This window comes from Paenibacillus macerans (genome assembly GCF_050565405.1).
Taxonomy (GTDB): Bacteria; Bacillota; Bacilli; order Paenibacillales; family Paenibacillaceae; genus Fontibacillus; species Fontibacillus macerans_B.
In genome coordinates this window covers 28512-51230 of the sequence record NZ_JBNYYG010000017.1, presented here as the reverse complement: position 1 = coordinate 51230, position 22719 = coordinate 28512, and the positions used below count along the sequence as shown (strand labels likewise).

The 22719-nt window shown below is 54.9% G+C and carries 19 protein-coding genes and 1 other annotated feature; of the genes, 14 read left to right on the top strand and 5 right to left on the bottom strand.

Annotated features, from left to right (window positions below):
• Positions 1-101: 101 nt before the first annotated feature.
• The gene (locus ACQ4N8_RS12665; RefSeq protein ID WP_430704725.1) at positions 102-896 is read left to right on the top strand and encodes a TetR/AcrR family transcriptional regulator; all 795 of its coding nucleotides are present in this window, start codon (positions 102-104) and stop codon (positions 894-896) included.
• A gap of 77 nt (positions 897-973) precedes the next feature.
• Here the strand turns inward: ACQ4N8_RS12665 and ACQ4N8_RS12660 are convergent, their stop codons facing one another.
• Together ACQ4N8_RS12660 and ACQ4N8_RS12655 are read right to left on the bottom strand one after the other, a co-directional pair.
• Positions 974-1759: an ABC transporter permease gene (locus ACQ4N8_RS12660; RefSeq protein ID WP_430704724.1), complete on the bottom strand. Its 786-nt coding sequence runs from the start codon at positions 1757-1759 to the stop codon at positions 974-976.
• Positions 1759-2643 (bottom strand): ATP-binding cassette domain-containing protein, encoded by an 885-nt coding sequence (locus ACQ4N8_RS12655; protein WP_430704777.1) that lies wholly within the window; start codon positions 2641-2643, stop codon positions 1759-1761. Before ACQ4N8_RS12655 ends, ACQ4N8_RS12660 begins: the two co-directional genes overlap by 1 nt.
• 329 nt (positions 2644-2972) lie before the next feature.
• Between ACQ4N8_RS12655 and ACQ4N8_RS12650 the strand changes: the two genes are divergently transcribed.
• From ACQ4N8_RS12650 to ACQ4N8_RS12610, 9 genes are all read left to right on the top strand, one after another.
• A complete protein-coding gene (locus ACQ4N8_RS12650) occupies positions 2973-7946 on the top strand; it encodes a discoidin domain-containing protein (RefSeq protein WP_430704723.1) in 4974 nt (1657 codons plus the stop codon).
• A gap of 158 nt (positions 7947-8104) precedes the next feature.
• Complete coding sequence (locus ACQ4N8_RS12645; RefSeq protein ID WP_430704722.1) at positions 8105-8686, top strand: TetR/AcrR family transcriptional regulator; 582 nt, start codon at positions 8105-8107, stop codon at positions 8684-8686.
• A gap of 67 nt (positions 8687-8753) precedes the next feature.
• A complete protein-coding gene (locus ACQ4N8_RS12640) occupies positions 8754-9530 on the top strand; it encodes an SDR family NAD(P)-dependent oxidoreductase (RefSeq protein WP_430704721.1) in 777 nt (258 codons plus the stop codon).
• Positions 9531-9835: 305 nt separating this feature from the next.
• Complete coding sequence (locus ACQ4N8_RS12635; protein ID WP_430704720.1) at positions 9836-10378, top strand: polymer-forming cytoskeletal protein; 543 nt, start codon at positions 9836-9838, stop codon at positions 10376-10378.
• A gap of 218 nt (positions 10379-10596) precedes the next feature.
• Positions 10597-11427, top strand: coding sequence for an AraC family transcriptional regulator (locus ACQ4N8_RS12630; RefSeq protein ID WP_430704719.1), 831 nt, complete (start codon positions 10597-10599; stop codon positions 11425-11427).
• A gap of 108 nt (positions 11428-11535) precedes the next feature.
• Positions 11536-12750, top strand: a complete 1215-nt coding sequence (locus tag ACQ4N8_RS12625) for a multidrug efflux MFS transporter (RefSeq protein ID WP_430704718.1) — start codon at positions 11536-11538, stop codon at positions 12748-12750.
• Between the two features lie 26 nt (positions 12751-12776).
• Positions 12777-13376, top strand: coding sequence for a hydrolase (locus tag ACQ4N8_RS12620; RefSeq protein WP_430704717.1), 600 nt, complete (start codon positions 12777-12779; stop codon positions 13374-13376).
• A 138-nt stretch (positions 13377-13514) separates the two neighbouring features.
• On the top strand, positions 13515-14162 hold the full coding sequence (locus tag ACQ4N8_RS12615; protein ID WP_430704716.1) for a TetR/AcrR family transcriptional regulator: 648 nt from the start codon (positions 13515-13517) through the stop codon (positions 14160-14162).
• The gene (locus ACQ4N8_RS12610; protein WP_430704715.1) at positions 14149-15021 is read left to right on the top strand and encodes an alpha/beta fold hydrolase; all 873 of its coding nucleotides are present in this window, start codon (positions 14149-14151) and stop codon (positions 15019-15021) included. The genes ACQ4N8_RS12615 and ACQ4N8_RS12610 overlap by 14 nt, the downstream gene beginning before the upstream one ends.
• 14 nt (positions 15022-15035) lie before the next feature.
• Here the strand turns inward: ACQ4N8_RS12610 and ACQ4N8_RS12605 are convergent, their stop codons facing one another.
• Both ACQ4N8_RS12605 and ACQ4N8_RS12600 read right to left on the bottom strand, forming a co-directional pair.
• Positions 15036-15419, bottom strand: a complete 384-nt coding sequence (locus ACQ4N8_RS12605; RefSeq protein WP_430704714.1) for a YmaF family protein — start codon at positions 15417-15419, stop codon at positions 15036-15038.
• A gap of 183 nt (positions 15420-15602) precedes the next feature.
• Positions 15603-17561 (bottom strand): beta-galactosidase trimerization domain-containing protein, encoded by a 1959-nt coding sequence (locus ACQ4N8_RS12600; protein ID WP_430704713.1) that lies wholly within the window; start codon positions 17559-17561, stop codon positions 15603-15605.
• A gap of 141 nt (positions 17562-17702) precedes the next feature.
• Between ACQ4N8_RS12600 and ACQ4N8_RS12595 the strand changes: the two genes are divergently transcribed.
• The 4 genes from ACQ4N8_RS12595 to ACQ4N8_RS12580 all read left to right on the top strand — a co-directional run bounded on the left by ACQ4N8_RS12595 (position 17703) and on the right by ACQ4N8_RS12580 (position 21927).
• On the top strand, positions 17703-18581 hold the full coding sequence (locus tag ACQ4N8_RS12595) for a helix-turn-helix transcriptional regulator (protein WP_430704712.1): 879 nt from the start codon (positions 17703-17705) through the stop codon (positions 18579-18581).
• Between the two features lie 365 nt (positions 18582-18946).
• Positions 18947-19210 (top strand) — a binding site (T-box leader).
• A 93-nt stretch (positions 19211-19303) separates the two neighbouring features.
• On the top strand, positions 19304-20389 hold the full coding sequence (gene asd, locus ACQ4N8_RS12590) for an aspartate-semialdehyde dehydrogenase (protein ID WP_430704711.1): 1086 nt from the start codon (positions 19304-19306) through the stop codon (positions 20387-20389).
• A 69-nt stretch (positions 20390-20458) separates the two neighbouring features.
• On the top strand, positions 20459-21391 hold the full coding sequence (locus tag ACQ4N8_RS12585) for a hypothetical protein (RefSeq protein WP_430704710.1): 933 nt from the start codon (positions 20459-20461) through the stop codon (positions 21389-21391).
• Positions 21392-21471: 80 nt separating this feature from the next.
• The gene (locus tag ACQ4N8_RS12580; RefSeq protein WP_430704709.1) at positions 21472-21927 is read left to right on the top strand and encodes a GNAT family N-acetyltransferase; all 456 of its coding nucleotides are present in this window, start codon (positions 21472-21474) and stop codon (positions 21925-21927) included.
• 79 nt (positions 21928-22006) lie between these two features.
• Here the strand turns inward: ACQ4N8_RS12580 and ACQ4N8_RS12575 are convergent, their stop codons facing one another.
• A complete protein-coding gene (locus tag ACQ4N8_RS12575; protein WP_430704708.1) occupies positions 22007-22318 on the bottom strand; it encodes a YbjQ family protein in 312 nt (103 codons plus the stop codon).
• Positions 22319-22719 lie beyond the last annotated feature (401 nt).

Below are 22719 nucleotides of genomic sequence, written 5' to 3'. Positions count from 1 at the left end.
GGAAAAAAACCAATAAATCATGTTATATTGTTTATATAGTAAACAGTTTGTTCTATTGCATTGAGGTGCAGATAGGCGGAAATGAACAGGAGACATGGCATATGAGCAATAGCGGGAACAATGCGGACGAACGGCGGTTTACGAAAGGCCTGCCCCATGGCGTGGCTTTGACCTGGGGACTGGTTCCGGAGCCCAAGCGGGGACCGAAGCGGGAACTGAGCATCCCGGAAATCGTGGCCGCCGCGGTCGAGATCGCGGATCGGGACGGGCTTGCCGCTGTATCGATGAATCGTGTCGCCGGCTCGCTGGGTTATACGGCCATGTCGCTGTACCGATATATTCCGAGCAAGGATGATTTGCTGCTGCTGATGCAGGAAGAGATCTGCGACATCTCTCTCCCCGAGGAGCAGGATCCGGACGACTGGCGGGGCATGATGCGCACTTTCGTTTGGAGCACGATCGACGTATACAAGGACCATCCGTGGTTTGGCGATATGCCGATTTACGGCGCGCCGATTACGCCCAACAGCCTGCGCTTCGTCGATTGGGCCTTGCGGGGCATGCGGCATTTCAAGATCAGCGGTTACGCGAAAATGTCGATCATCCTGCTGTTAAGCAGCTATGCCCGGGCATGCGGCATTTTGCAGCGGGATATGGACCGGGCGCTAAGTTCGGGCACCAGCCCTGGCGAATTCAGCGGCTTAAACTACAGTGCGGCGTTGATGGAGCTCGTAACGGCGGAGCGTTTCCCGTATTTGCACCCGCTGGTGATGTCGGGGGAATACACCGGCGAAGATGAAGCCGACAATGACGTAGGTAACGATATCGAATTCGGGCTTGAGCGGATACTCGACGGCGTGGAGCACTATTTGTCGGGCGCCGTAGGGCGATCGTAACAAACGATTGTATGCGAAAAAACAGGGAAGATCGAAGCGATTCGACTCCCTGTTTTTTTGCGTTTTCGTCCGCCGGATTATCGTTTGCCCGACCGGCGATGAAAGGCAGTGCGGCACCAAACGAAGGCTGCTCCGGTGATGAGGAGGCACCAGCCGGCCGCCCACCAGGCGCTGTCGCCGATCGGGGCGCCGGTCAAGAGGCCGCGGATCGTTTCGATGGCCGGCGTGATCGGCTGGTGGTCGGCGAACCCTTGCAGCCAACCCGGCATCGTCTCCGTGGCCACGAAGGCGCTGGACAGATAGGGCAGGAACAACAAGACGAACCCGTAACCGCCCGCGGCGGAGGCGCTCCCGGCGACCAAACCGATCGCGGCGAATAACCAGGTGATGGCCAGAATGAACAGGACGATGATGCCCGCGGCACCGAGCCATTCGCCGAATCCGGCGGCGGGCCGGAAACCGACGAGCAGCGCCACGCCGATGACGATCACGGTAGCCACGAGGTTACGGACCAGGCTGGCGACGACATGGCCGGTAATGACGCCGAGGCTCTGGATCGGCATGGTCCGGAAACGCTCAATGACGCCGTTCGTGATGTCCTCGGCTACTTTTACGGCCGTCCCCGAGGCGCCAAAACCGGCGCACAGCAGGATGATGCCGGGAACGACGTAATTGACGTAGTCGCCGGAAGGATCGAGGGCGCCGCCGAATACGTACGTGAACAGCAGCATCAACATGACCGGCAGCACGATCGCCATAACCAATGCGTCCACGTCCCTTAGGCTGTGGCGAATGCCTCGGCTGATGAATACCCGGTTCGTCGTCCAAACCGACGGTTGCCCTGCGGAAACCGGAGCTTGCATCAGGCCGTCACCTCCTTAACGTCCGAGGTAAGGGCGATAAAGACATCGTCCATCGTCGGGCGCTGAATGCTGACGCGAGAATCCGCCGATACCTGCGGATGCAGCTCGCCCAAAATGCCGACCAGATCGCGGATCGTGCCGTCCGTAGGCGTGCGGGACACCAGCTGGTCGTCGGCGTCCCGGAGCTCGACCATATCGCTGCGGACCCGGGATTTCAGCTGCTCCGCGGTGCCGGAGGCCACGATGCGCCCATCTTTGATGACCGCGACCGTGTCGGCCAATTGATCCGCTTCCTCCAAATATTGCGTCGTCAAAAATATCGTATGGCCTTGCCGCGCCAGTTCCGTGATGCCGTCCCATAACACGCGGCGGCTCAAAGTATCGAGGCCGGTCGTCGGCTCATCCAAAAACAGCACCGGACGGCTGACGACGAGGCCGATCGCGAGATCGAGGCGTCGGCGCATGCCGCCGGAATAAGTTTTGACCCGCTTGCGGGCTGCGCCGGTCAGATCGAACCGCTCCAGCAGTTCGCCGGCCCGTAACCGGGTGGCGGTGGAGGAGAGGCCGGAGAGACGCCCCATCATCAACAGGTTCTCCTCTCCGGTCAGCACCTCGTCCACGGCGGTAAATTGCCCGATCAGGCTGATGGAGCGCTTGACCTCGTTTTTGTGGGAGACGATATCATACCCGGCTACGCGGACCGTTCCCGCATCGGGAGCGACCAGCGTAGAGAGAATATTGACGAGCGTCGTTTTTCCGGCGCCGTTAGGACCAAGCAGAGCGTAGACGGTTCCCGCGGGCACTGCAAAATCGACCCCATTCAGCACCGTTTGTTCGCCAAAGCGTTTGTATAGCCCGGAGACTTCAATGGCATGGTTCATCAGAAAGGCTCCTTTCCCAAAACAAAATTATTAACTGTATATAATATAAACAGTATATAACGTAAACATAAATGTTGCAATCCTGATTTCCACGGCAAGTTAAGTAGTACTATTTTCCTGTTTTTAGGAGTTAACAGGGAAAACTCTACACAATGGCAAACGAGCGGTCGATAATCTTTGATGGAGTGGTACTTTTTTCCACAAAAGGAACCTCTCCGAAGGATCATTCTACAATGTGGGGAGATATGCGATGAAAGTGAACTGCCGAATGAGCGTGGATGGGAGATAGGTTTCTTGCTTCAGGGTTTAAACAATAACGGAGGAGAGAAATCATGAAGAGAGCGTTCGCAAGCAAGCGCAAAGCCCGGATGATTTGGGCGCATTTATTGACCGCTGTCATTTTGTTGATCAGCAGCGTGCAAGCTTTACCCGCTCCGGCGGCTCATGCCGCAGAGAGTGATTATTTGCTTTCTCTATATAGACCGGTCTACAGTTCGTCGTCGCTGGGCGGGAATACGCCGGACATGGCGGTCGACGGCAACGAAAATACCCGTTGGGAAAGCGTGTGGCAAAAAGACCCGCAGTGGATTTACGTCGATCTGGGCGCAAGCGCGACGATTTCGAAAATTTCCGTCAAATGGGAAAACGCCTATGCGACGGATTTTGCTTTCGAGGTGTCCGACGACGAAATTCACTGGGACCCGGTTTATTCCACGACCGAGGGCAAGGGCGGCTTGACCGAAAAGGAAGTAGCCGCTAAAGCCCGCTATGTCCGCGTCTTCAGTACGAAGCGGGCACAGCAGGCTTACGGGGTGTCGATTTACGAATTTAACGTCTACGGCACCGGCGGCGCCAGCCTTCCGCCGAAGCCGGCCGCGGCCAATCTGGCGCTGGGCAAGCAAGTCGTAGCTTCCTCGCTCGAAATCGACGAGCCTAGCAAGTCGGCCGAGGATAAAGCCAAAATGGAAGAGAAAAACTACTTGGCGAAAAACGCGACCGACGGCAGCAACGATACCCGCTGGTCCTCGGTCTACAAAGACAACGAGTGGATTTACGTCGACCTTGGGGAAGTCCGCGAAATCGGCAGCGTGTCCTTCAATTGGGAGGCGGCTTACGGGCGCGCCTACGACGTTCAGGTGTCGGATGACGCGGAGCATTGGAAGACGGTGTACCGCGAACTGAACGGCTCGGGCGGCCGGGAAAGCATTCCGGTCTACGCCAAAGCCCGGTACGTGAAAATGGCCGGCCTCGGACGCGGCTCCACGAACGGCTATTCGCTGTACGAATTCGGCGTTTACGCCTACCGGGATGGCGATCCGAAGTCGACCCACGACATTCCGGACATTCCGGCGGCCTCCGCGGTGCAGGTCGGCGCGGGCAGCTACGAAATCAACGACGTGACGATGCTGGAGCCGAAAAATCCGAAATACCGCACGTCCAACGTCGAAGCGCCGATTCCGTCCAACGACTGGTGGCAATCGATCCTGATCACCAACCTGGGCGACGGCAACAGCCTGGTGACGCTGCCGCTGAAAAACCGCTATACCAAGCAGGGGCTGAACATCCTGAATCCGGGAGCCGGTTACGCTTCGGCCGACGGCGGGTCGATCGACGCCGACGGCGAACCGGACTTGATCCTGTCGACGAACAACATCAATCCGGCTGAAGCCGTCACGAAAATTTCCGGCTATGGGGATTACTCCGCGAACGTGGTTATGAGCGATGACGATACGGCCAAGATGACCACGACGTTCGTCAAAGGTTCGCCGTTCCTGTACAACACGTTCGAACATCCGGATGCGGCGATCCTTCAATCGCAGTACATGACCCGGCTGTACGACGATAACAACCAGCCGATCCTGCTGAATGACGGGGACGTGCTGACGGCCGATCATATCGGGATCGAGGTGACCAACCAGGACAAAGCGCCAAAGCCGCAAACGTTCGTACGCAACTACGGGGTGTTCGCTCCGGAGGGCACGTTGTTCATGAAGTTAGGCAATACGATCAAAATCAAGTTCGGCCAAGGCGAAAACTATCTGTCCCTGGCTGCGCTGCCGTCCGCGGCGGATTTGGGCAACTTTTATCCGCATGCCTATGCCTTCGTGACGGATACGAAAGTGGACTACCGTTACGATGAGGCGGCTTCGCTCGTCACGACGACCTTCAACTCGGTCACCGAGCTGAAACGTCCGGGCTTTTCTTCGGAAACGCTGATGGCGCTGCTGCCGCATCAATGGAAAATCACCGCGACGCCGACGACGGACCTGACGTACCCTTCGATCCGCGGCTTGCTGAAGGTGAGCGAAGGCAATACGTTTACGACGCAGGACCGTTTTTACGGGATCATCCCGCAATTCGTGGAGCCAAACGACCCGACCTACTCGCGTGCGCAGCTTATCGCGTATCTGGATCAGTTGGACGCCGACGTGGCGGGCGGCTTGATGAGCGACGACCCATACTGGCAGGGTAAAAAGCTGCATCCGCTGTCGCTCGCTGCACTGATCAGCGATCAGCTTGGCGATACCGAGCGGAGAGACCGGTACCTGTCCCTGCTGAAAAAAATCCTGACCGATTGGTACTCCTATTCGCCGGAAGAACGGCTGCATTCGTATTATTTCCATTACTCCGACGAGTGGGGAGCGATCTTCCCGTACGGCAGCGGCTTCGGGGTTAACACGGGCTTGACGGACCATCATTTTACCTACGGATACTACATCTTCGCTTCCGCCGTGCTGGCGACGTACGACAAGCAGTTCCTGAACGATTACCGCGATATGGTGGAGCTGCTGATCCGCGATTATGCCAATCCGTCGAAAACGGACGGCCAATTCCCATGGCTGCGCAACTTTGATCCGTATGAAGGCCATTCCTGGGCGGGCGGTTATGCGGACAACCGCAGCGGCAACAATCAGGAAGCCGCCGGCGAAGCGCTGTTCAGCTGGGTCGGCGAATACATGTGGGGTCTCGTGACCGGCAACGACGAATACCGCGATACCGGCATCTGGGGCTTCACGACCGAGGAAAAAGCCGCCGAGCAGTACTGGTTCAACTACGACCATGACAACTGGGTGGAAGGGTACAATCATGCGACCGTAGGCCATGTGTACGGCAGCGCCTACTTGTTCGGCACCTATTTCTCCGGGGATCCGGAACAAATTTATGGCATTCACTGGCTGCCGCCGGCGGAATGGATGACCTATTACGGGCGCGATCCGCAAAAAACGAACGAGCTGTACGCCGGTTTGATCAAGGATCTCGGCGGCCAGCCGGAGCGTTCGTGGCAGCATATCATCTGGCCGTTCGAATCGATCGGCGACCCGGAAGGCGCGCTGGCGAAATGGGATACGAGCAAGATGCAGCAAAACGAAGTGTTCAACGCGTATTGGTTCATGCACAGCATGGTTTCGACGGGAACCCGCACGATGGATATTTGGGCGGACGATCCGGCGGTTACCGTGTATGAAAAAGACGGGGTCTACACCGCGCAGATCTGGAATCCGTCGGACAGCGCCAAGACGGTGCATTTCTTTGGCGCGAACGGTCCTTTGGGCTCCGCGGTCGTTTACGCCAAGGCACAGGTAAAAGTCAATCCGCTGGAAAATACGGTGCTGGACGGTCCGGACCCTTCGCAAGGCGTTCAATATCTGGACCGCAGCGGTTGGACGATCACGGCGACCTCCAGCTCCGAAGCGGCGGAACGAATGGTCGACGGCGATCTCGCGACCCGCTGGTCCTCGGGACGGACGCAAGCGCCGGGCGACTGGCTGCAGATCGACCTGGGCGCCGAGCAGTCGTTTGACACGGTGTTCATGAATTCCGGCACGAACTGGGGCGATTACGCGCACGGCTACGAAGTTTATATGTCGGCCGACGGCGAAACCTGGAACGAAGCGGTCGCCTCCGGCACGGGAACTTCTCCAAGCTTGGCCGTATCGCTAACGGAACAAAAAGCCCGTTTCGTCAAAATCGTGCTGACCGCTCCGTCGGACAGCTGGTGGTCGATTTCCGAGCTGAAGCTGGCCAAATTCGGCGCTCCGGAGCCTGTAAAGCCTCAGCCGGCGGACGGCTCGCTTGAAGACCACTCCGGTTGGGTCGTGACCGCCTCCTCCTCGCAAGGGGGAGACGTTACGTCGAACATGCTTGACGGCAACCGCGACACGATTTGGACGAACGGCCGCGAGCAGGCGAACGGCCAATGGGTAAAAGTGGATTTGGGCGCGATGCATCGCTTCGACTCCATCGTCCTGGATCCGGGCAACGCGGGTGAAGATTATCCTCGTTCTTATAAGCTTTACGTCTCGAACGACGGCGAAACCTGGGGCGATCCGGTCACCGGCGGCCAAGGCCAGGCGGGAGCTGTATCGGTCACGTTCCCGGCGCAAACCGCCCGTTACCTGAAGCTCGTGCAATCCGGCGAAGCGAACCGGTGGTGGTCGATCGCCGAACTCTATGTGAACGATTACGGCATCGGCAAGCAAAAGCAGCTGACGCCTGACGGCTGGGCCGTAACGGCTTCTTCGGGCGATGGAGCCGCGGCAGTGCTGGACGGCGAGGGCGGCACCCGCTGGACGTCCGGCCGCGAGCAAACCGGCGGCGAGTGGATCCAGCTCGATTTGGACGCGGCGCAGCCGGTTGACCAAATCGTGATGGACAGCGTGCACAGCCGCGACGACTATGCGCACGGCTACGAAGTGTACGCGTCCCTGGACGGCGAGACGTGGGGCAGTCCCGTCGCCTCCGGCGTCGGCCAAGGTCCGGTCGTTACCGCCGCCTTCCCGCTGCGAACGGCACGCTACTTCAAAGTCGTGCAAACGGGGACGGATTCCCACTGGTGGTCGATTCACGAAGTGAAGGTGTATACGGCCGACCTGACGCCTTGGGTACCGGAACCGGAGGAAGGGGACAATGTGCTCCTGAATGCGCTGGACCGTTCGGGTTGGACGGTTACGGCTTCGACCTACGCCGACGTCGCGGCACTGCTGGACGATAACTTTGGCAGCCGCTGGACGTCCGGCGTGGGGCAGAGCCCGGACCAATGGATTCAGCTCGATTTGGGCCGCGTGCAAAACTTCAGCCGGCTGAGCATGGATTCGGGCGGCAGCGAAAACGACTACGCCCGCAGCTTCCAAGTTCTCGTGTCCGAGGACGGCGAGAATTGGACGGCGATCACGGAGGACGCAGGAACGTCCGAGCAAATTTGGGCGACGTTCCCGAAACAAACCGCCCGGTACGTGAAGATCGTACAGACGTCCGCTACGCCGGAGTGGTGGTGGTCGATCGCAGAATTGAACCTTTACCATTAAATGATAGCGCATGATTCAAGCAGCTCCCGGCCGGAAATATCCGGTGACGGGAGCTGTTGTTTTAACTCGAAGCAAAATTCAAGAACGTCGGTGCAAAATAATACTTTACCGATCGTTCTCAATATGATAAAGTCAAATCGAAAGGAGGGGATGCCAAGATGGCCAGAGCCAAAGAATTTGACGAAGATACGGCGCTGCTGAAAGCGATGAAGCTGTTTTGGGCACAAGGCTATGAGAAAACATCGATGCAGGATCTGGTCGAGCATATGGGCGTTCATAAGCGCAGCTTGTACGACACGTTCGGCGATAAGCATTCCCTGTATCTCAAAACGCTTAACCGGTATCGCGAACTGATCGAGAAGCGCATAACAGCCTTGTCGGGCGGCGCCCGTTCCGCGAAGGATGCGATCCGCGCCATGTTCGAAATGGTTATCCAACCGGAGGAAGGAACTCCGATGGGATGCCTGATGGTGAATACGGCCGTGGAGTTGGCGTTGTTTGACGCCGAGTCCAAAGCGTTCGTCGCCAAGGGATGGGACCATTCAGAGGAACTGATCCGCCGGCTTATTCTGGAAGGTCAACGATCGGGCGAACTGGATCCGTCGCTGAACGCAGAAGAACTATCGGCCTATTTCAATAATGCCTTGGCCGGCCTGCGGGTCCTGGTAAAAACAGTCGACGACAAAGAGAAGCTGGGCCGGATTATCGATACGACGATGTCCGTATTGAAGTTGAAGTAATTTTTTTTGCTTATTTGAGAATGAACGTTCTCAAAAAATAAACCTAGAAATGAAGGAGCGATATTACATGGGAAAATTGAATGGGAAAGTAGCGTTAATTACCGGGGGAAGCAGCGGGATCGGTTTCGCCACGGCGAAATTGTTCGTGGCCGAAGGCGCCAAGGTCGTGATCACGGGCCGGAATCAGGACAATTTGAATAAAGCGGTGGATGCGCTGGGGGCGGCGAACAGCATTGGCGTGGCATCGGACGCTGCGGATCCGGCGAGCGCGGAAAAAGCTGTTGCCGCTGCCGTGGATACTTTCGGCGGGCTGGACATCGTCTTCGCCAACGCCGGCATCGCCGGGAATACGCCATTAGGCGGAACGGAACCTGCCCTATTTAAAAATATCGTCGATATCAACATATCCGGCGTGTTCTTCACGGTTCAAGCCGCCTTGTCGCATCTGAGAGCGGGAGGTTCGGTGATCTTGAACGGCTCCGTTCTGGCCAAGGCCGGCAGCCCGGGTTACGCCGCTTATGCCGCAAGCAAAGGGGCGGTCACGAGCATGGCCCGGGTTTTGGTGTCGGAACTGGCGCCGCGCGGCATCCGCGTGAATACGGTGGTTCCCGGTGCCACGAGAACGCCGATCTGGGGCGACACCGCGTCCCCAAGTTTTAACCAACTGGAAGAATACCTGAAGAGGGGGATTCCGCTGAACCGCTTAGGCGAACCGGAGGAACTGGCCAATACCGTTCTGTTCCTGGCTTCGGACGATTCGTCTTACGTTAACGGCGCGGAAATCAGCGTCGACGGCGGAGCAGGGTCTTCTCCGATGGGCGCGCCGGTTTTTCTTCAGCGTTGACCAACACCTCCTATCGGCGAGTTGATAAAATCCGCTAACGGACTTCAGTGACCTTATATCTTCCCGTATCGGCATCTTAAAATATTAACGGACCAGGGAGACTTTATTTCCTTCGAATCATCGAAAATGTCTCGGTTTGGGGCGAAATAAATCCCTGGAGTCCGTTACGGGATGATCTCATAAACTATGAATTTGTTGTGACATGGATTGTGAAAAACAACACAATAAATGTGAAATTAATCACATTTAAATATAACGTTTTTTTTTATAATTCAAACTGAAGATAAAAATAGGAGGGAAACAAAATGAAAATGGTCAAAGGTTTGGTAGTAGCAGGAATCGCGGCGGCTCTATTGGCAGGGTGCGGTTCGAATAGCGATAATTCGGCAGCCAATGCGAATAAACCCGCTGAGCAAACGGACGCCACAACAACGGCATCGATCGTAAATCAAGCGGATGCATTCACCAACGCAGTTAGCGAAAAGGGGACTTGGATCATTGCGACTTTGGGCGATCTGACGGTTGACAACGACGTGGTCGTAGCCGGCGAATTCCATGACAAGGGCGATGCCGCGAAAGACATCTACCGTAAAATCGCGCTGTATACCCAAGACGCGGATCACAACATTACGGCTTCGTTTACATTGACCGTACCTAAACTGACGGTTCAAAGCGAAAACCTGAGAATTCAAGGCGGTACCGTGAAAGGCGACGTATACGTAGAAGCCAATGGTTTCAACTTGGATAAAACCGCGACGATCGACGGCAACCTGTACTTCGCCAGCGAAGACGTGAAAGCAACAGCTGCCATCGACGGGAAAGTAACCGGCGCAAACGAAGTAAAATAAGTTCGAATTTAAACGCCATCAAGGCCAACCGATTTGGGTTGGCCTTTTCTATGCGTACGAATGCCGATACCCAGATGTATTTCACGAACAGGTAAACACCGAACCCCATGATGATCACGTCTTTCCAGGGGCGAGGTTGCGGTTTGGCTGCCAATGTGGTCTAATCGCAGTAGTTGCGATCGTTACGAGAGACCGACGAACGGAGGCGAATCAGCCGCATGAGCCTGAAAAATCTCTTCTTCCATATCCATTATTGCAACAGCAAGCTGCCGAACGACGGCAAGAAGCTGCGAAGCAAAATCACCCGCACGCTTCAGCATCACGAGCTGCTGCTCGTCACCGGGGGAAAAGGCAGCTTTACGCTGGACCGCAAGAAGCATCCCGTCCAGGACGCCTTGTTGTTTTACATACGTCCAGGCGTACCCCATACGATCGAAATCGATGAAGCGGAACCGATTTGCTTCTATTCCGTTCATTTCAGCTATGCGAGCGTCGGCTTCGACGACGGCGCCTGGTCCATCGGCCATGATCCGGGGAGAATGCCGTTGCAGGCGGTGCAACTGCTGCAAAACGGCTATCAGGTCGAGGACGCCTTTCGAAAGCTGGTGGCCGGCTGGTATGCCAAGCTGCCGGGGTATGAGCTGCTGACCAGAGCTTGCTTGCAGCAGATGCTGTACGAGGTGTTTCAAAACCTGAAGAAGCAAAACCAAAACCACGCCGTCTCGCTTAAAGTCGAGAAGGTCATTCAACACATGCATGACCACCTCGGCGAACGGATCACGCTGGCTGAGCTCTCCGAACTGGTCCACCTGTCATCCTACTACCTGTCGCGGGCCTTTAAGCAAGCCACGGGATATACCGTCATCGAGTATTTCAACAAACTCAAGATCGATAAAGCGAAAGAGCTGATCCTGGAAGGCGACAGGAAGATCAGAGAGGTCGCGCTGGAGCTCGGTTTTGCCGACGAGTTTTATTTCAGCCGCATTTTCAAAAGGACGGAAGGCATCAGTCCCTCGGAATTCTACAGCAAAATCGTCCATGGAGTTTAAGATAATGCATGGTTTAGAGCCGTTTCTTGCGTTAAGATCATCCTACAATATTGTTCATTGCGCGTGCGTGCATGACAGGGTGACTTACAGAAGGAAGGCTTTTTTGTTATGCCGATTTGGAAAAGAAACTTGATCGTTTGCTGGTTCGGCATGTTCGTGACGGGAGTGGGGATGAGCCAGATCGCGCCGATTTTGCCGTTGTACATCAAGCACCTTGGCGTCGACAATGCGGATGCGATCGCCCAATACTCCGGATTTGCGTTTGGCATTACGTTTATTATCTCGGCGGTTTTTTCGCCGATCTGGGGCCTTGCGGCGGACAAATACGGCAGGAAACCGATGCTGCTGCGGGCCAGCCTAGGGATGGCCGTGATCATCGGATGCATGGGTTTTGCAACCCATGTTTACGTGCTCATCGGGCTTCGGCTGCTGCAAGGGGTAATTACGGGATACGGCACGGCCTGCACGACGCTCATCGCGACGCAGACGGATAAGAAACACGCGGGTTACGCGTTAGGCACATTATCTACGGCCAATATTTCCGGGTCCCTGCTGGGACCGACGATCGGCGGTTTCATTGCGGAGAATCTCGGCTTGCAGGACGCTTTTTTCCTGACCGGAGGGTTGATGCTGATCGCTTTCCTGACCACGGTGTTTTTCGTCAAGGAAACGTTCGTGCGAACCGAAACCAAAGTGCCGGGCATGAAGGAAATCTGGCGGACGGTGCCGGAAAAAAGCTTGACGATCACGCTGTTCGTGACTTTCTTCATGCTGAGCGTCGCCTTGTATTCGGTGGAGCCGGTCCTAACGGTGTACGTCAACCAAATTTCCCGGAATGCAAGCCATGTGGCGCTGCTGGCCGGGATAATCTTCTCGGCTTCGGGACTGGCCAATATCGTGGCCGCACCAAGGCTGGGTAAGCTGTCCGACCGGATCGGCGCGCATAAAGTGATGCTGGCCGCGCTGGTGGCGGCGGGAATCTTCTTTATCCCGCAGGCGTTCGTGCGCAATCCATGGCAGCTGATGGGACTGCGGTTTATGCTGGGGCTGGCCTCGGCGGGGTTGAACCCCTCGGTCAATACGCTGATCAAAAAAATCACGCCCGATGCGTTGACGGGCCGGGTGTTCGGGTTCAGTATGGCGGCCGGATATTTGGGCGTTTTTGCCGGATCGGTGCTGGGCGGGCAGGTCGCGGCTTGGTTTGGGATTCCGTACGTATTTTTGGCGACCAGCGCATTGCTCCTGATCAACGCGGCATGGGTGTATTTCAAGGTGTATAAGAAGCTGAGGGATCCAGCCAAACAGGCGGTCCTCCAGGGGTAATCGACTTTAGAAGGAGCGGATGAGAAATGACGGAGATGAATCAAACGGAGAACAAGACGGTGGTCATTGCGGAAAAAACGGCGCTGGTCGTCATTGACCTGCAGCAAGGGATCGCGCATCCCTCGCGGGAAAGCGCCCCTTACCGGAGCGACGAGGTGGTGGGGAACGCCGGCCGGCTGGCGCGGGCGTTTGCCGAGGAAGGCGGTTTCGTGGTGCTGGTCCGCGTCTCCTCCCTGGACGGGAAGGACATGCTGAAGCCGGATACGGATTTGCATCTGAGCCCGGGGGCGTATCCGGAGGGTTGGGACGAAATCGTGCCCGAGTTGGCCGAAGTAGAAGGGGCGCATCTCGTGACCAAGCGGCAGTGGGGCGCGTTTTTCGGAACCGATCTTGATCTGCAGTTGCGCCGGCGCGGCATCGATACGATCGTGCTGTGCGGCATATCGACCTCCATCGGCGTGGATACGACGGCCCGGGAAGCGTTCCAGCACGGATACGACCAGATCTTTATCGAGGATGCCATGACCGCGTCGACCCAAGCGGAGCACGACTTCGTCTGCAAGTATATTTTCCCGCGCATCGGCAAGATCCGGTCGACGGAGGAGGTGCTTACGGCGCTGCGGTAACCAATTCAAGTGAAATTTGCCAAAAATAAAACAAGCAGGAGATAAGACTCTCCGGACTTTTTGAGGTTGACAGACTAACAGTTGTTAGGTAATCTAAAGTTGCCTAACAACTGTTAGTCAAGGGATGGAGGTTGACCATTGAACAGTTCGGAACAGACCACGAAAGAAAAAATTCTTGCTACTGCATTGAATATGTTTTCCGTAAACGGGTATACGGCGGTGTCCATTAGAGACATCGGGCGGGTTGTCGGCATCAAAGAAAGCTCCATATACTATCATTTCAAAAATAAGGAAGATATCCTCCAGACCCTGTTGCAGCAGGCAGAGCGTTGGGCGCTAGACATGAAAGCCGGATTCAATCAGGCTTTAAGCGCCAGCATTGAAGTGGACGGCCTCAAATTCATTGCATCCGGCATCTCTTATATCGAAAAATATTTACTGGATGAGAAAATTTATAAACTGATCAGGATGCTGACTATTGAGAATCAAGTGAGCGATGCTGCGGCAGAAATGTATCACCAGCTGTTGTTTACCGACCCGCTCGAGCATCAGAAAAAGGTCTTTGCCTCGCTGATGGAAAGAGGGTTTATCCGAAGAGACAACCAAGCGGATCTCGCATCAGAATATCAGTCCATCATTCTATTCGTGTTTCTGCGTTATTTTTCGGGTCCTGTTTCCGCAACTCCCGAAGCAAAATCGGCTGCAAAAACTGAACTGACCTCGTTGCTTAGACGATTCTATAATCGTTATTTTGACCGGGAGGTAAGGGCGCATGAAAATTTATAAATCGCAAAAAGCTGAAAAAGCCATATTATCGACCTATGACCTCTTGCTTGAGGCATGGAATACTTTGATGACGCAGCTTGATGTTCCGACACGTTACGGCAGAACGCATGTCAACGTTTTTGGAGCGGCGAACGCTCAGCCGATATTACTGTTTCATGGTGTCGGCGATGACTCCGCCTTGATGTGGATCTACAACGCCGCTGCGCTTGCGCCGCATTTTCGGCTTTATGCCGTCGATACGCTAGGAGGACCCGGAAAAAGCGTTCCGAATCACAACTACAACAAGGCTTTTGACGACGCGATTTGGATTGATGAAATACTTGACGGTCTGGGGTTGGAGCAAGTGAACATGGCAGGCGTGTCCCATGGAGGATACCTTGCCCAATATTATGTTTTACATAGACCACAGCGCGTCAGCAAGGTGCTGAGCATGGCGGCAAGCGTCCCCGCGGTGGGCGGTAATCCTATGAAGACAATGATCAAAATCTTTCTTCCGGAAGCGCTGTTTCCCACCAAACGCAATGCCGTCAAATTGCTGAATAAGCTTGCGGGCCGCAATAGTGCCGCCTTTACGGAAAATCCGCTAGTCTTCGAGCATTTTACGCTCCTTTTAAAGGGCTACAATAATATGGCCATGAAGTATCACAAGGTTGCCGGTTTTACGGATGAACAGATCGGGAGTATTCGAGACAAGGTGCTTTATTTATCGGGAGAGGCGGATCCCTTTATGATTCTTGGCGGAAAAAACGAGCTTGAGAAACATCAAATGAACGCCCGCTTTTTTGCCGAAGTGGGACATGGCATAAATCATGAAATAGCCGATGAAATCAACGCTATATTTATTGAGTATTTTAGCTAAATCGAGTACTCGGCTTAGTCTTCTTCGTTGCTGGTGTTCCCGCTATATCCATGGCGGTGGGGAATCATTCCGTTTACGGTCGTGAAGCCTTCAAAATGATGATAATGTCCACCTCTGGGCAAGGGAATGGCCGGACCGGTGGTTCCGCGAATCGTGTGAATGTGACCCGCATCAAAGGAGGTTTCTACAAAGTAGGCGTGCACGTGCGGTACTCCGCTGGCGGCGGGCTCCGTTACGCCGGCGTAATGGTGCCTGTGTCCCACGTCAAAGGAAGTATTTCCGGAAAAAGAATGAACGTGGACAGGCCTTCCATCCCAGGAAGTAATATAAAGCTTATGCGAATGAGGAGATCCGGAACTCTCGGAATCCAAAATGAAACCGGTAACAGGTATTTCCATATTTAGGTTCCCTCCCTAGTTAAATTCAATCTTTAAATTTTATGCGGTGAAGAAAAGAAGGGTTCCGGTGTTTCTAAAGCATTCGTTTACTAAAGAAGCGACTTGTGAGCTATCAACGAAATCAAACGCAACAAAGACCACTAGGCATAAGCACAAGTGGTCTTTTCATTTTCGGAGCGCCGGTCAGAACTGCAGCACGACCATCTGGTGGCAGGACCATGACGGCAAGGTGTAGCTGACGGTGCCGTTCTCCTGGCGGAAAGGCAGCGGCGTACGCTGCGGGGCCAAATAAACCTCCCGCACCGGCTCAGGGACGGTGATGGTGACTTCGGTATCGAACAGGGTCGGCAGGTCCTCGATCACTTCGACGTTTTGTCCCCGGCGCACCGGAGAGGCATACAGTAGATGGTGGATCCAGCGGTTTTCGGCGCGTTGCGCCTGAATGGCCGTTACGCCCTGCGCAGGCAAGTTCGTGCTCAGCGTCTTACGCTCCAGTAAGCGATCCAGCGCATAACAGAGCATCTCTTTGACGGGAAGGCTGCCTTTCAGGGCGTAATCCTCGAACAGATTCCAGGCGGCATAGATGCCGGCGGGGCCTTCCGCCATGCCGGGACCGGCGTCCAGCAAATTCGACGGCGTATGCTGATGCGAACAGAAGGTGAACAAGTCGCGGTTGAAATACGGGTTCTCGCGGCTGCCCAGCTTGGTGCCGTTCGGCAAGAGCTTGACGTCCTGGCCTTCGGCGTAGATGACGAAGGAGGCGCTGCGAAGGGAGGGAAGCTCGAAGCCCGGTTTGAAGTAGGAAGGCTTGAAAGCGGACTCGCCCAACCACTCCACGCCTAAATCCAGCTCGAACCGCGATCCGTCCGGCGATAGCCCGGAACGGCCGGTGGCCAGCAGCTTTCCGCCCTTGGCGACGAATGCGGCCAGTTTTGTTTTAAGGTGGCTGTCGATGGCGATGCCGTCCGGTAAAATGATCACTTTGTATTTTTCCAAATCGGCCTGTGTATCCACAATGTCAAAAAGATAGTTCCCCTCCAGCAAAATCCGCACGGCTCCCGTGTCGGCATGTTGCGGACCCGATGACTGCCAGCCCGCCGCCTCGGCGGATAGCAGCCCAATGTCGGCCACGGCGGTCACGTCTCCGCACCAGGCTTCCTTCGTTTCGACTTCCCGGTAAGCTTCGCCGATAAGCGCATAGGTGGCAGGATCCATAAAGCCGGCCGGATGCAGTTGGTCGCCGATGGAGATGCGAGCCCCGTTAGCCAGGCTTAACGCGGTTTCGTACCGCAGCGCATTAGGATGCTTATATCCGCCGAACTCGCCCCACGACGTATGGAATTTCCCGGTCATCCCCAGAAAATTCATCCCAATTCCTTGGGCATACCGCGCCGACAGCGGAAAGTGGTCATAGCCCCAGCCGCCCGTCGGCAGCGATTCAAGCTCCAGATGGGTATTTAACTGCGCCAGGTCGCGGCGGCCGCGGGCCACATGGCTGCTGTTGTGAAAGACGGGAAGTCCGGGCTTGACGGCGTGAACGGTTTCGTTCATTTTCCGCGCATAATGGATATACGTTTCTTCCCACATTGCCTTCATATCCTCCAGATTGCGCGGATCGGAACCGCGTCTCCGAATTTCGGCCACGCAATACTGGCAGTAGCACTGGCGAACGCCCACGATGTCGAGGAAAATGCCGTCCGCGTCGTAATGGGCAACCACTTCATGCACCTGGGCGGCGAGAATGTCGAGATAAGGCGTATTCATGCAAAACTGATGGTAGCCCGGCGTCATAAAGTCGGGCGACCAGCTGACTTTCTCGTGCGGATCGCGGACGAGCCATTCCGGGTGCCGGCGTGCGAGCTTCTCATCCAGCCCTGCGGATAGATAAACTGGTGTTTTGACGCCGATCTCGTGCGCGGCTTCGATTTGCGCGCCAAGCAGGTCGAACGAGAGGTGCGGGTGCATTTCGTTGGCAGTGGTTGGGTGATAGGCCCAGCCATGATGGCATTTGGAGAAAACCGTGATCGAATCAACGTGGCCCAGCTTCAACATATCCTGGAACTGCTGTTTGGAGAAACGGCTGCCGATCCCTTCGATGGCTTCGGACGTATGGAAATCAAGATGAACCTGGCGAAATCTCATGTTTGGTTGTCCTCCCGTTTAAGGAATTAGGATTAGGCATCGTACGATACCTACCATTCTAATGAATTCGATTGGCTGTTACAGCTGATAAATACGACTAAATATAGTACAATTTCTACATTAGTAAGGGGAGGCGATGGGATGCTTGTATTGGAGTTTCAGGCGCCGCCGGTTCCGCTGCTGGCCACGGTAGGTTATGCCTTATGGCAGGCCGGAGTCACGCATGCCGATCGGGTATTTGATGCGTACGATCTGATCGTGTGCGCCAAAGGCGCTTTATATATGGAGGAGGAAGGGATCGAATACGAGATCGAGGAGGGGAAGCTGCTGGCGTTGGAGCCGGGAAAAAGACATCGCGGTTACCGCCCGACCGAGCGGGAGACCGAGGTCTACTGGATCCATTTCCGGCACCCCGAATCCGCTCCGCCAAGGCTGGTGGACAAACAGAGCTGGCTGCAGCCGCTGCTCGCGCGGACCGACCAGGATACGGAGCCGCGGCCGGCGGTGATCGACGTCCCGAAATTTGCCGGGGTTGAGCTGCCGGCGGTGCGGCCATTGCTGGATGAAATGATCGCGCTGCATCGGGTGCTTACGCCCTATCGATCCTTTGAGCTGCAACTGCTCTTCGGCCAGTTTCTCGTACAGCTGCAGAACGGGATGCGTCAAAACAGTCCGCATGCACGCTCCTATGTGCTTAGCGAACGGGTAGCGGCTTATTTGGCCCAGCGGCTGGAGCTTCCATTCGACGCCGGGCAAATGGAACGCGAGCTGCATTACCATTTCGACTATCTGGCGCGTTGCTTGAAGCAGCACACGGGAATGAGCCCGCTAAGGTACCGGCACCATTTGCAGATCGACCGGGCGAAACGGCTGCTCGCGCATACCGAATTTCCGCTCAAAAAAATCGGGGAGCAATGCGGCTTCCAGGACCACAATTACTTCACCCGGCTGTTCAAGCGCGAAACCGCGCTCACGCCGGGGGAGTACCGGAAGAGAAATCAGGTATTCCGGGTCGAGTAATCTTTCACAAAGGCCATGACCCCATGATACGGGTTAGCTCTAAATGAGGTCTGTATTCTTTCGAAGATTAACACGCTGCCCGGACGCTTTGCATGATTATCCCCTTTGATCAGATAGCCGAGAAATGGACAAGAGCTCGCCTCACTCCGGGCCCCTGGCCCCCCTGAACGAGAGGGATAAACGTGCAAAGGCAGCATGAGGGATACCAAGGCACGAACCCTATAAGGGGTTGCACGGATAGTACATGAATAATTGCAAATGTGCAGCTATTCGGTCCAGATGAAAGGTTTGGAGTGAAATACGAACAGAAAAATTTTGTAAACCGGTTTACGTTCAGGCGTTATTCTGGTAATATAATCGCAACATGAAATGCGATGACGAGAAGAGTAGATCATTGAAACCTTTCCCAGAGAGCTCCGTCCGCTGAAAAGGAGCAAAGCGTTTCTTGATCGAAAAAAGCCTCCGAGCAGCACATCGGAACTTGTATGGTCAGGGATGGTGTGCCAGGAGCTCCTGTTACAGAGCTAGAGTATACGCATGCGGGCGCAGGCTGTACTTGAAGAGGTTAATATGGCGACATATTAACGAAGCTGGGGTGGTACCGCGGGCATACCAATCTCGCCCCCAAGACGGAAGACTCGTCTTGGAGGTGGGATTTTTTTGTTTGGCAAGATCGTTAAGGACTTAGAACACAAAACCAACATGGAAAGGACAGATATTCAATGGGTGAGAGATTGAAAGTAGGCATCGTCGGGGGTACGGGAATGGTAGGCCAGCGGTTCGTGCAGCTGCTGGATCAGCACCCTTGGTTCGAGGTGACGGGCATCGCGGCGAGCGCGAATTCCGCGGGCAAAACGTATGAAGAGTCCGTGCGGGGCCGTTGGAAGATGTCCACACCGATGCCGGAAGCCGTTAAAAACATCGTCGTGCAGGATGCGGCGAAAGTAGAAGTAGTGACGGCGGACGTCGACTTCGTATTCTGCGCGGTCGATATGAAAAAGGCGGAAATCCAAGCTTTGGAAGAAGCTTACGCCAAGACCGGCACGCCGGTGATTTCCAACAACTCGGCTCACCGCTGGACGCCGGACGTCCCGATGGTGATTCCGGAAGTGAATCCGCAGCATATCGAAGTGATCGCCGCGCAGCGCAAGCGTCTTGGGACGAAGGCAGGGTTCATTGCCGTTAAGCCCAACTGTTCCATTCAGAGCTATGTACCGGCGTTGAACGCCTTGCTGGACTTTGAACCGACTACCGTGGTCGCTTCGACGTATCAAGCGATCTCCGGAGCCGGCAAGAATTTCACGGATTGGCCCGAGATGCTGGACAACGTGATCCCTTATATCGGCGGCGAAGAAGAGAAAAGCGAACAGGAACCGCTGCGCATCTGGGGCCGCGTGGCCGATGGCCAAATCCTGAAAGCGAGCGCTCCGCTGATTACGACGCAGTGCATCCGCGTCCCCGTGACGGACGGACATTTGGCGACCGTGTTCGTGTCGTTCAAGAACAAACCGGCCAAGGAACAAATCATCGAACGCTGGCGGCAATTCCAAGGCAGACCGCAGGAGCTGGGGCTGCCAAGCGCGCCGAAGCAGTTCATCACCTATTTCGAAGAAGAGAACAGACCGCAAACCAAACTCGACCGCGATCTGGAGCAGGGCATGGGCGTTTCGGTCGGCCGTTTGCGCGAAGATTCCCTGTACGATTATAAATTCGTCGGCCTCTCGCATAACACGTTGCGCGGAGCGGCCGGAGGCGCCGTACTGATCGCCGAGCTGCTGAAGGCGGAAGGTTACATTCAGCCGAAATAGGAACGAACGCCGACCACCCGGGAGAATTGCTTCGTTTATAAGGCAACTTGCTCATGGGGAGGAATGGACTTGGAGCACACCGATATCGTAAATCGCGTCCTTGAAAAATTGGGCCATGAAAGCTTGATTTCCGAGCTAACCACGAGGTTATCGCACTCGGATGTCTCCACGCTTTTGCTTGCGCTTTACAAAGAAATAACGGAACAAAGCTCAGCAAGCGGCTTGCTCGGCAAGTACGCGACCAACCGGTTCGTCAAGCCTGCCGCATGGAGTCCAATTCGATTGAAGCGGATTGAGCTTGCCATGCTCGAATCGGCTGAATGCCACGGTTTTGGGCCGATTGAGCTTTCGCCTGCCAGTATCCTTGGCAGCTGTTCGGTCGTGGCCAAGGTGGCCCAGAATAAAGTCGTTTCCGCGGCGAGGGGCGTCGAATTGATTTCGGACAGCACCAACATGCTCGCGATCTATCTGGCGAACGGCATCAACAACAAGACCATCGATAACGCCGCAAGCGATGTTCAAGTGTGTTCGGCTTGCAGAGTCACGCGCGCCCAACAGTTCGAGGGGAATCTGGCGATTCCCCACTTCGGATTGTTCTCGCTCGTCAGTTCGGGCAAAGATACGGGGTCCTATCGCTTCGAAAAAGAGGCGATGGCCAAACAAATCGAATACTACATCCACTATTACGGCGATCGGTTGGGGAAAGAGGTAAAGGTATTTCTTCACATGAGGAAGGGATACACGGATTCGGACGGTTTCATGGATAGAATGTACGAACATTTGATAGGAAGGTTTCCTTCATGCTCGTTCATCAGGGATAGGGAAGCCAGCGACAATGCCTATTACCGGGGAATCAATTTCAAAATCGACGTGAACGGCGCCAGTATCGTGGACGGCGGTTTTGTAGATTGGACGCAGCAATTGCTGGGCAATAAAAAGGAGCGGCTTCTGATCAGCGGCACAGGGATCGACCTGCAATTGATCACGGGATTGGTTGAATAATCTCTCTTCTGCACAATAGGACTTCTATCATCAAAATTAAACTATCTAGCAATAAACGAGGAAGAGGGAGGACACGGTTTATGGAAATCAGGCTGGACGACTTAAGCGGGCCCGAGATCGCGGCCTTAATCGGCGAGCACTTGGCGAATATGGCTGAGAATTCTCCGCCCGAAAGCATTCATGCGCTGAATCTGGAGGGGTTAAAGAAACCCGGCGTCACCTTCTGGAGCGTTTGGATCGACGGCGAATTGGCGGGTTGCGGAGCGCTCAAGGAGCTGGACGGCCGGCATGGCGAGGTAAAATCGATGCGGACCGCCGACTCGTATCGCAGAAAAGGCGTAGCCAGACAGATGCTGGCTCATCTCCTCGAGGAAGCGAAACGGCGCGGATATCATCGGGTGAGCCTGGAGACGGGGTCGATGGAAGCTTTCGCCCCGGCCCGCAGGCTGTATGAAAGCTTCGGCTTTGCGTACTGCGAACCCTTTGCGGATTATGCGGAGGACCCGAACAGCGTATTTATGACCAAAGTATTGTAAAGCAAAGAACTCGAACAAAAAAAGCCAAACCCCGATTTGCGGGTTTGGCTTTCGTCGTATGGGCTCGCTGAATGCGAAGTTATACGATGACGGCCGTTCCGCTGACGGAAACCATCAACATGCCTTCGCGAACGACCTCATAATCGATATCCACCCCGACGATGGCCGTAGCTCCCAGATACGACGCTTGCTCCTTCATTTCGGCGAACGCGGCATCTCTCGCTTCCTGAAGCTTGTTCTCGTAAGCGCCCGAACGTCCCCCGACGATGTCGGTAATGGAGGCCATGAAGTCTCTGACGACATTGGCGCCCATGATCACTTCGCCGGTGACGATGCCGAGGTACTGCCTGATTGGAGAACCTTCAATCGTGGGAGTTGTGGTAATGATCATTTGATTTATCCTCCTAAATGTGGAATTCCTAACTTGTATGTTGTTACGAATGCTTGCCGATTCGGTTTCATTTTGACAAGTAACAGGCGGCCTCGAAGGAGCGTGCGCCTAACGTACAGGCTTCATCCATCCGCTTTGTTATTGATTCTGTATGATTTTTCATATATAATTCGTCGAAATCGACAGAAATAATTAATTCTATATGATTAATCATATAGAATTTGCCCAGAATCGACAGAAATGATGAATTCTATACGATTTTTCATATAGATTTTCGGTTTTGCCTTGACGAGGAAAAATTCTGTATGATTTTTCATATGAAATCTCACACTACAACGTCTTTCATGGTTAAGATCAGCGTTCCAGTATACCCACATTATTAATTAAATACCAAAGGATGC

Excerpts from the sequence above, each read along its gene's own strand:
- ACQ4N8_RS12575 (WP_430704708.1), bottom strand. The coding sequence starts at position 22,318 with ATGATCATTACCACAACTCCCACGATTGAAGGTTCTCCAATCAGGCAG.
- ACQ4N8_RS12630 (WP_430704719.1), top strand. The coding sequence starts at position 10,597 with ATGAGCCTGAAAAATCTCTTCTTCCATATCCATTATTGCAACAGCAAG.
- ACQ4N8_RS12650 (WP_430704723.1), top strand. The coding sequence starts at position 2,973 with ATGAAGAGAGCGTTCGCAAGCAAGCGCAAAGCCCGGATGATTTGGGCG.
- ACQ4N8_RS12645 (WP_430704722.1), top strand. The coding sequence starts at position 8,105 with ATGGCCAGAGCCAAAGAATTTGACGAAGATACGGCGCTGCTGAAAGCG.
- ACQ4N8_RS12640 (WP_430704721.1), top strand. The coding sequence starts at position 8,754 with ATGGGAAAATTGAATGGGAAAGTAGCGTTAATTACCGGGGGAAGCAGC.
- asd (WP_430704711.1), top strand. The coding sequence starts at position 19,304 with ATGGGTGAGAGATTGAAAGTAGGCATCGTCGGGGGTACGGGAATGGTA.
- ACQ4N8_RS12580 (WP_430704709.1), top strand. The coding sequence starts at position 21,472 with ATGGAAATCAGGCTGGACGACTTAAGCGGGCCCGAGATCGCGGCCTTA.
- ACQ4N8_RS12600 (WP_430704713.1), bottom strand. The coding sequence starts at position 17,561 with ATGAGATTTCGCCAGGTTCATCTTGATTTCCATACGTCCGAAGCCATC.
- ACQ4N8_RS12605 (WP_430704714.1), bottom strand. The coding sequence starts at position 15,419 with ATGGAAATACCTGTTACCGGTTTCATTTTGGATTCCGAGAGTTCCGGA.
- ACQ4N8_RS12620 (WP_430704717.1), top strand. The coding sequence starts at position 12,777 with ATGACGGAGATGAATCAAACGGAGAACAAGACGGTGGTCATTGCGGAA.
- ACQ4N8_RS12660 (WP_430704724.1), bottom strand. The coding sequence starts at position 1,759 with ATGCAAGCTCCGGTTTCCGCAGGGCAACCGTCGGTTTGGACGACGAAC.
- ACQ4N8_RS12595 (WP_430704712.1), top strand. The coding sequence starts at position 17,703 with ATGCTTGTATTGGAGTTTCAGGCGCCGCCGGTTCCGCTGCTGGCCACG.
- ACQ4N8_RS12665 (WP_430704725.1), top strand. The coding sequence starts at position 102 with ATGAGCAATAGCGGGAACAATGCGGACGAACGGCGGTTTACGAAAGGC.
- ACQ4N8_RS12610 (WP_430704715.1), top strand. The coding sequence starts at position 14,149 with ATGAAAATTTATAAATCGCAAAAAGCTGAAAAAGCCATATTATCGACC.
- ACQ4N8_RS12625 (WP_430704718.1), top strand. The coding sequence starts at position 11,536 with ATGCCGATTTGGAAAAGAAACTTGATCGTTTGCTGGTTCGGCATGTTC.
- ACQ4N8_RS12635 (WP_430704720.1), top strand. The coding sequence starts at position 9,836 with ATGAAAATGGTCAAAGGTTTGGTAGTAGCAGGAATCGCGGCGGCTCTA.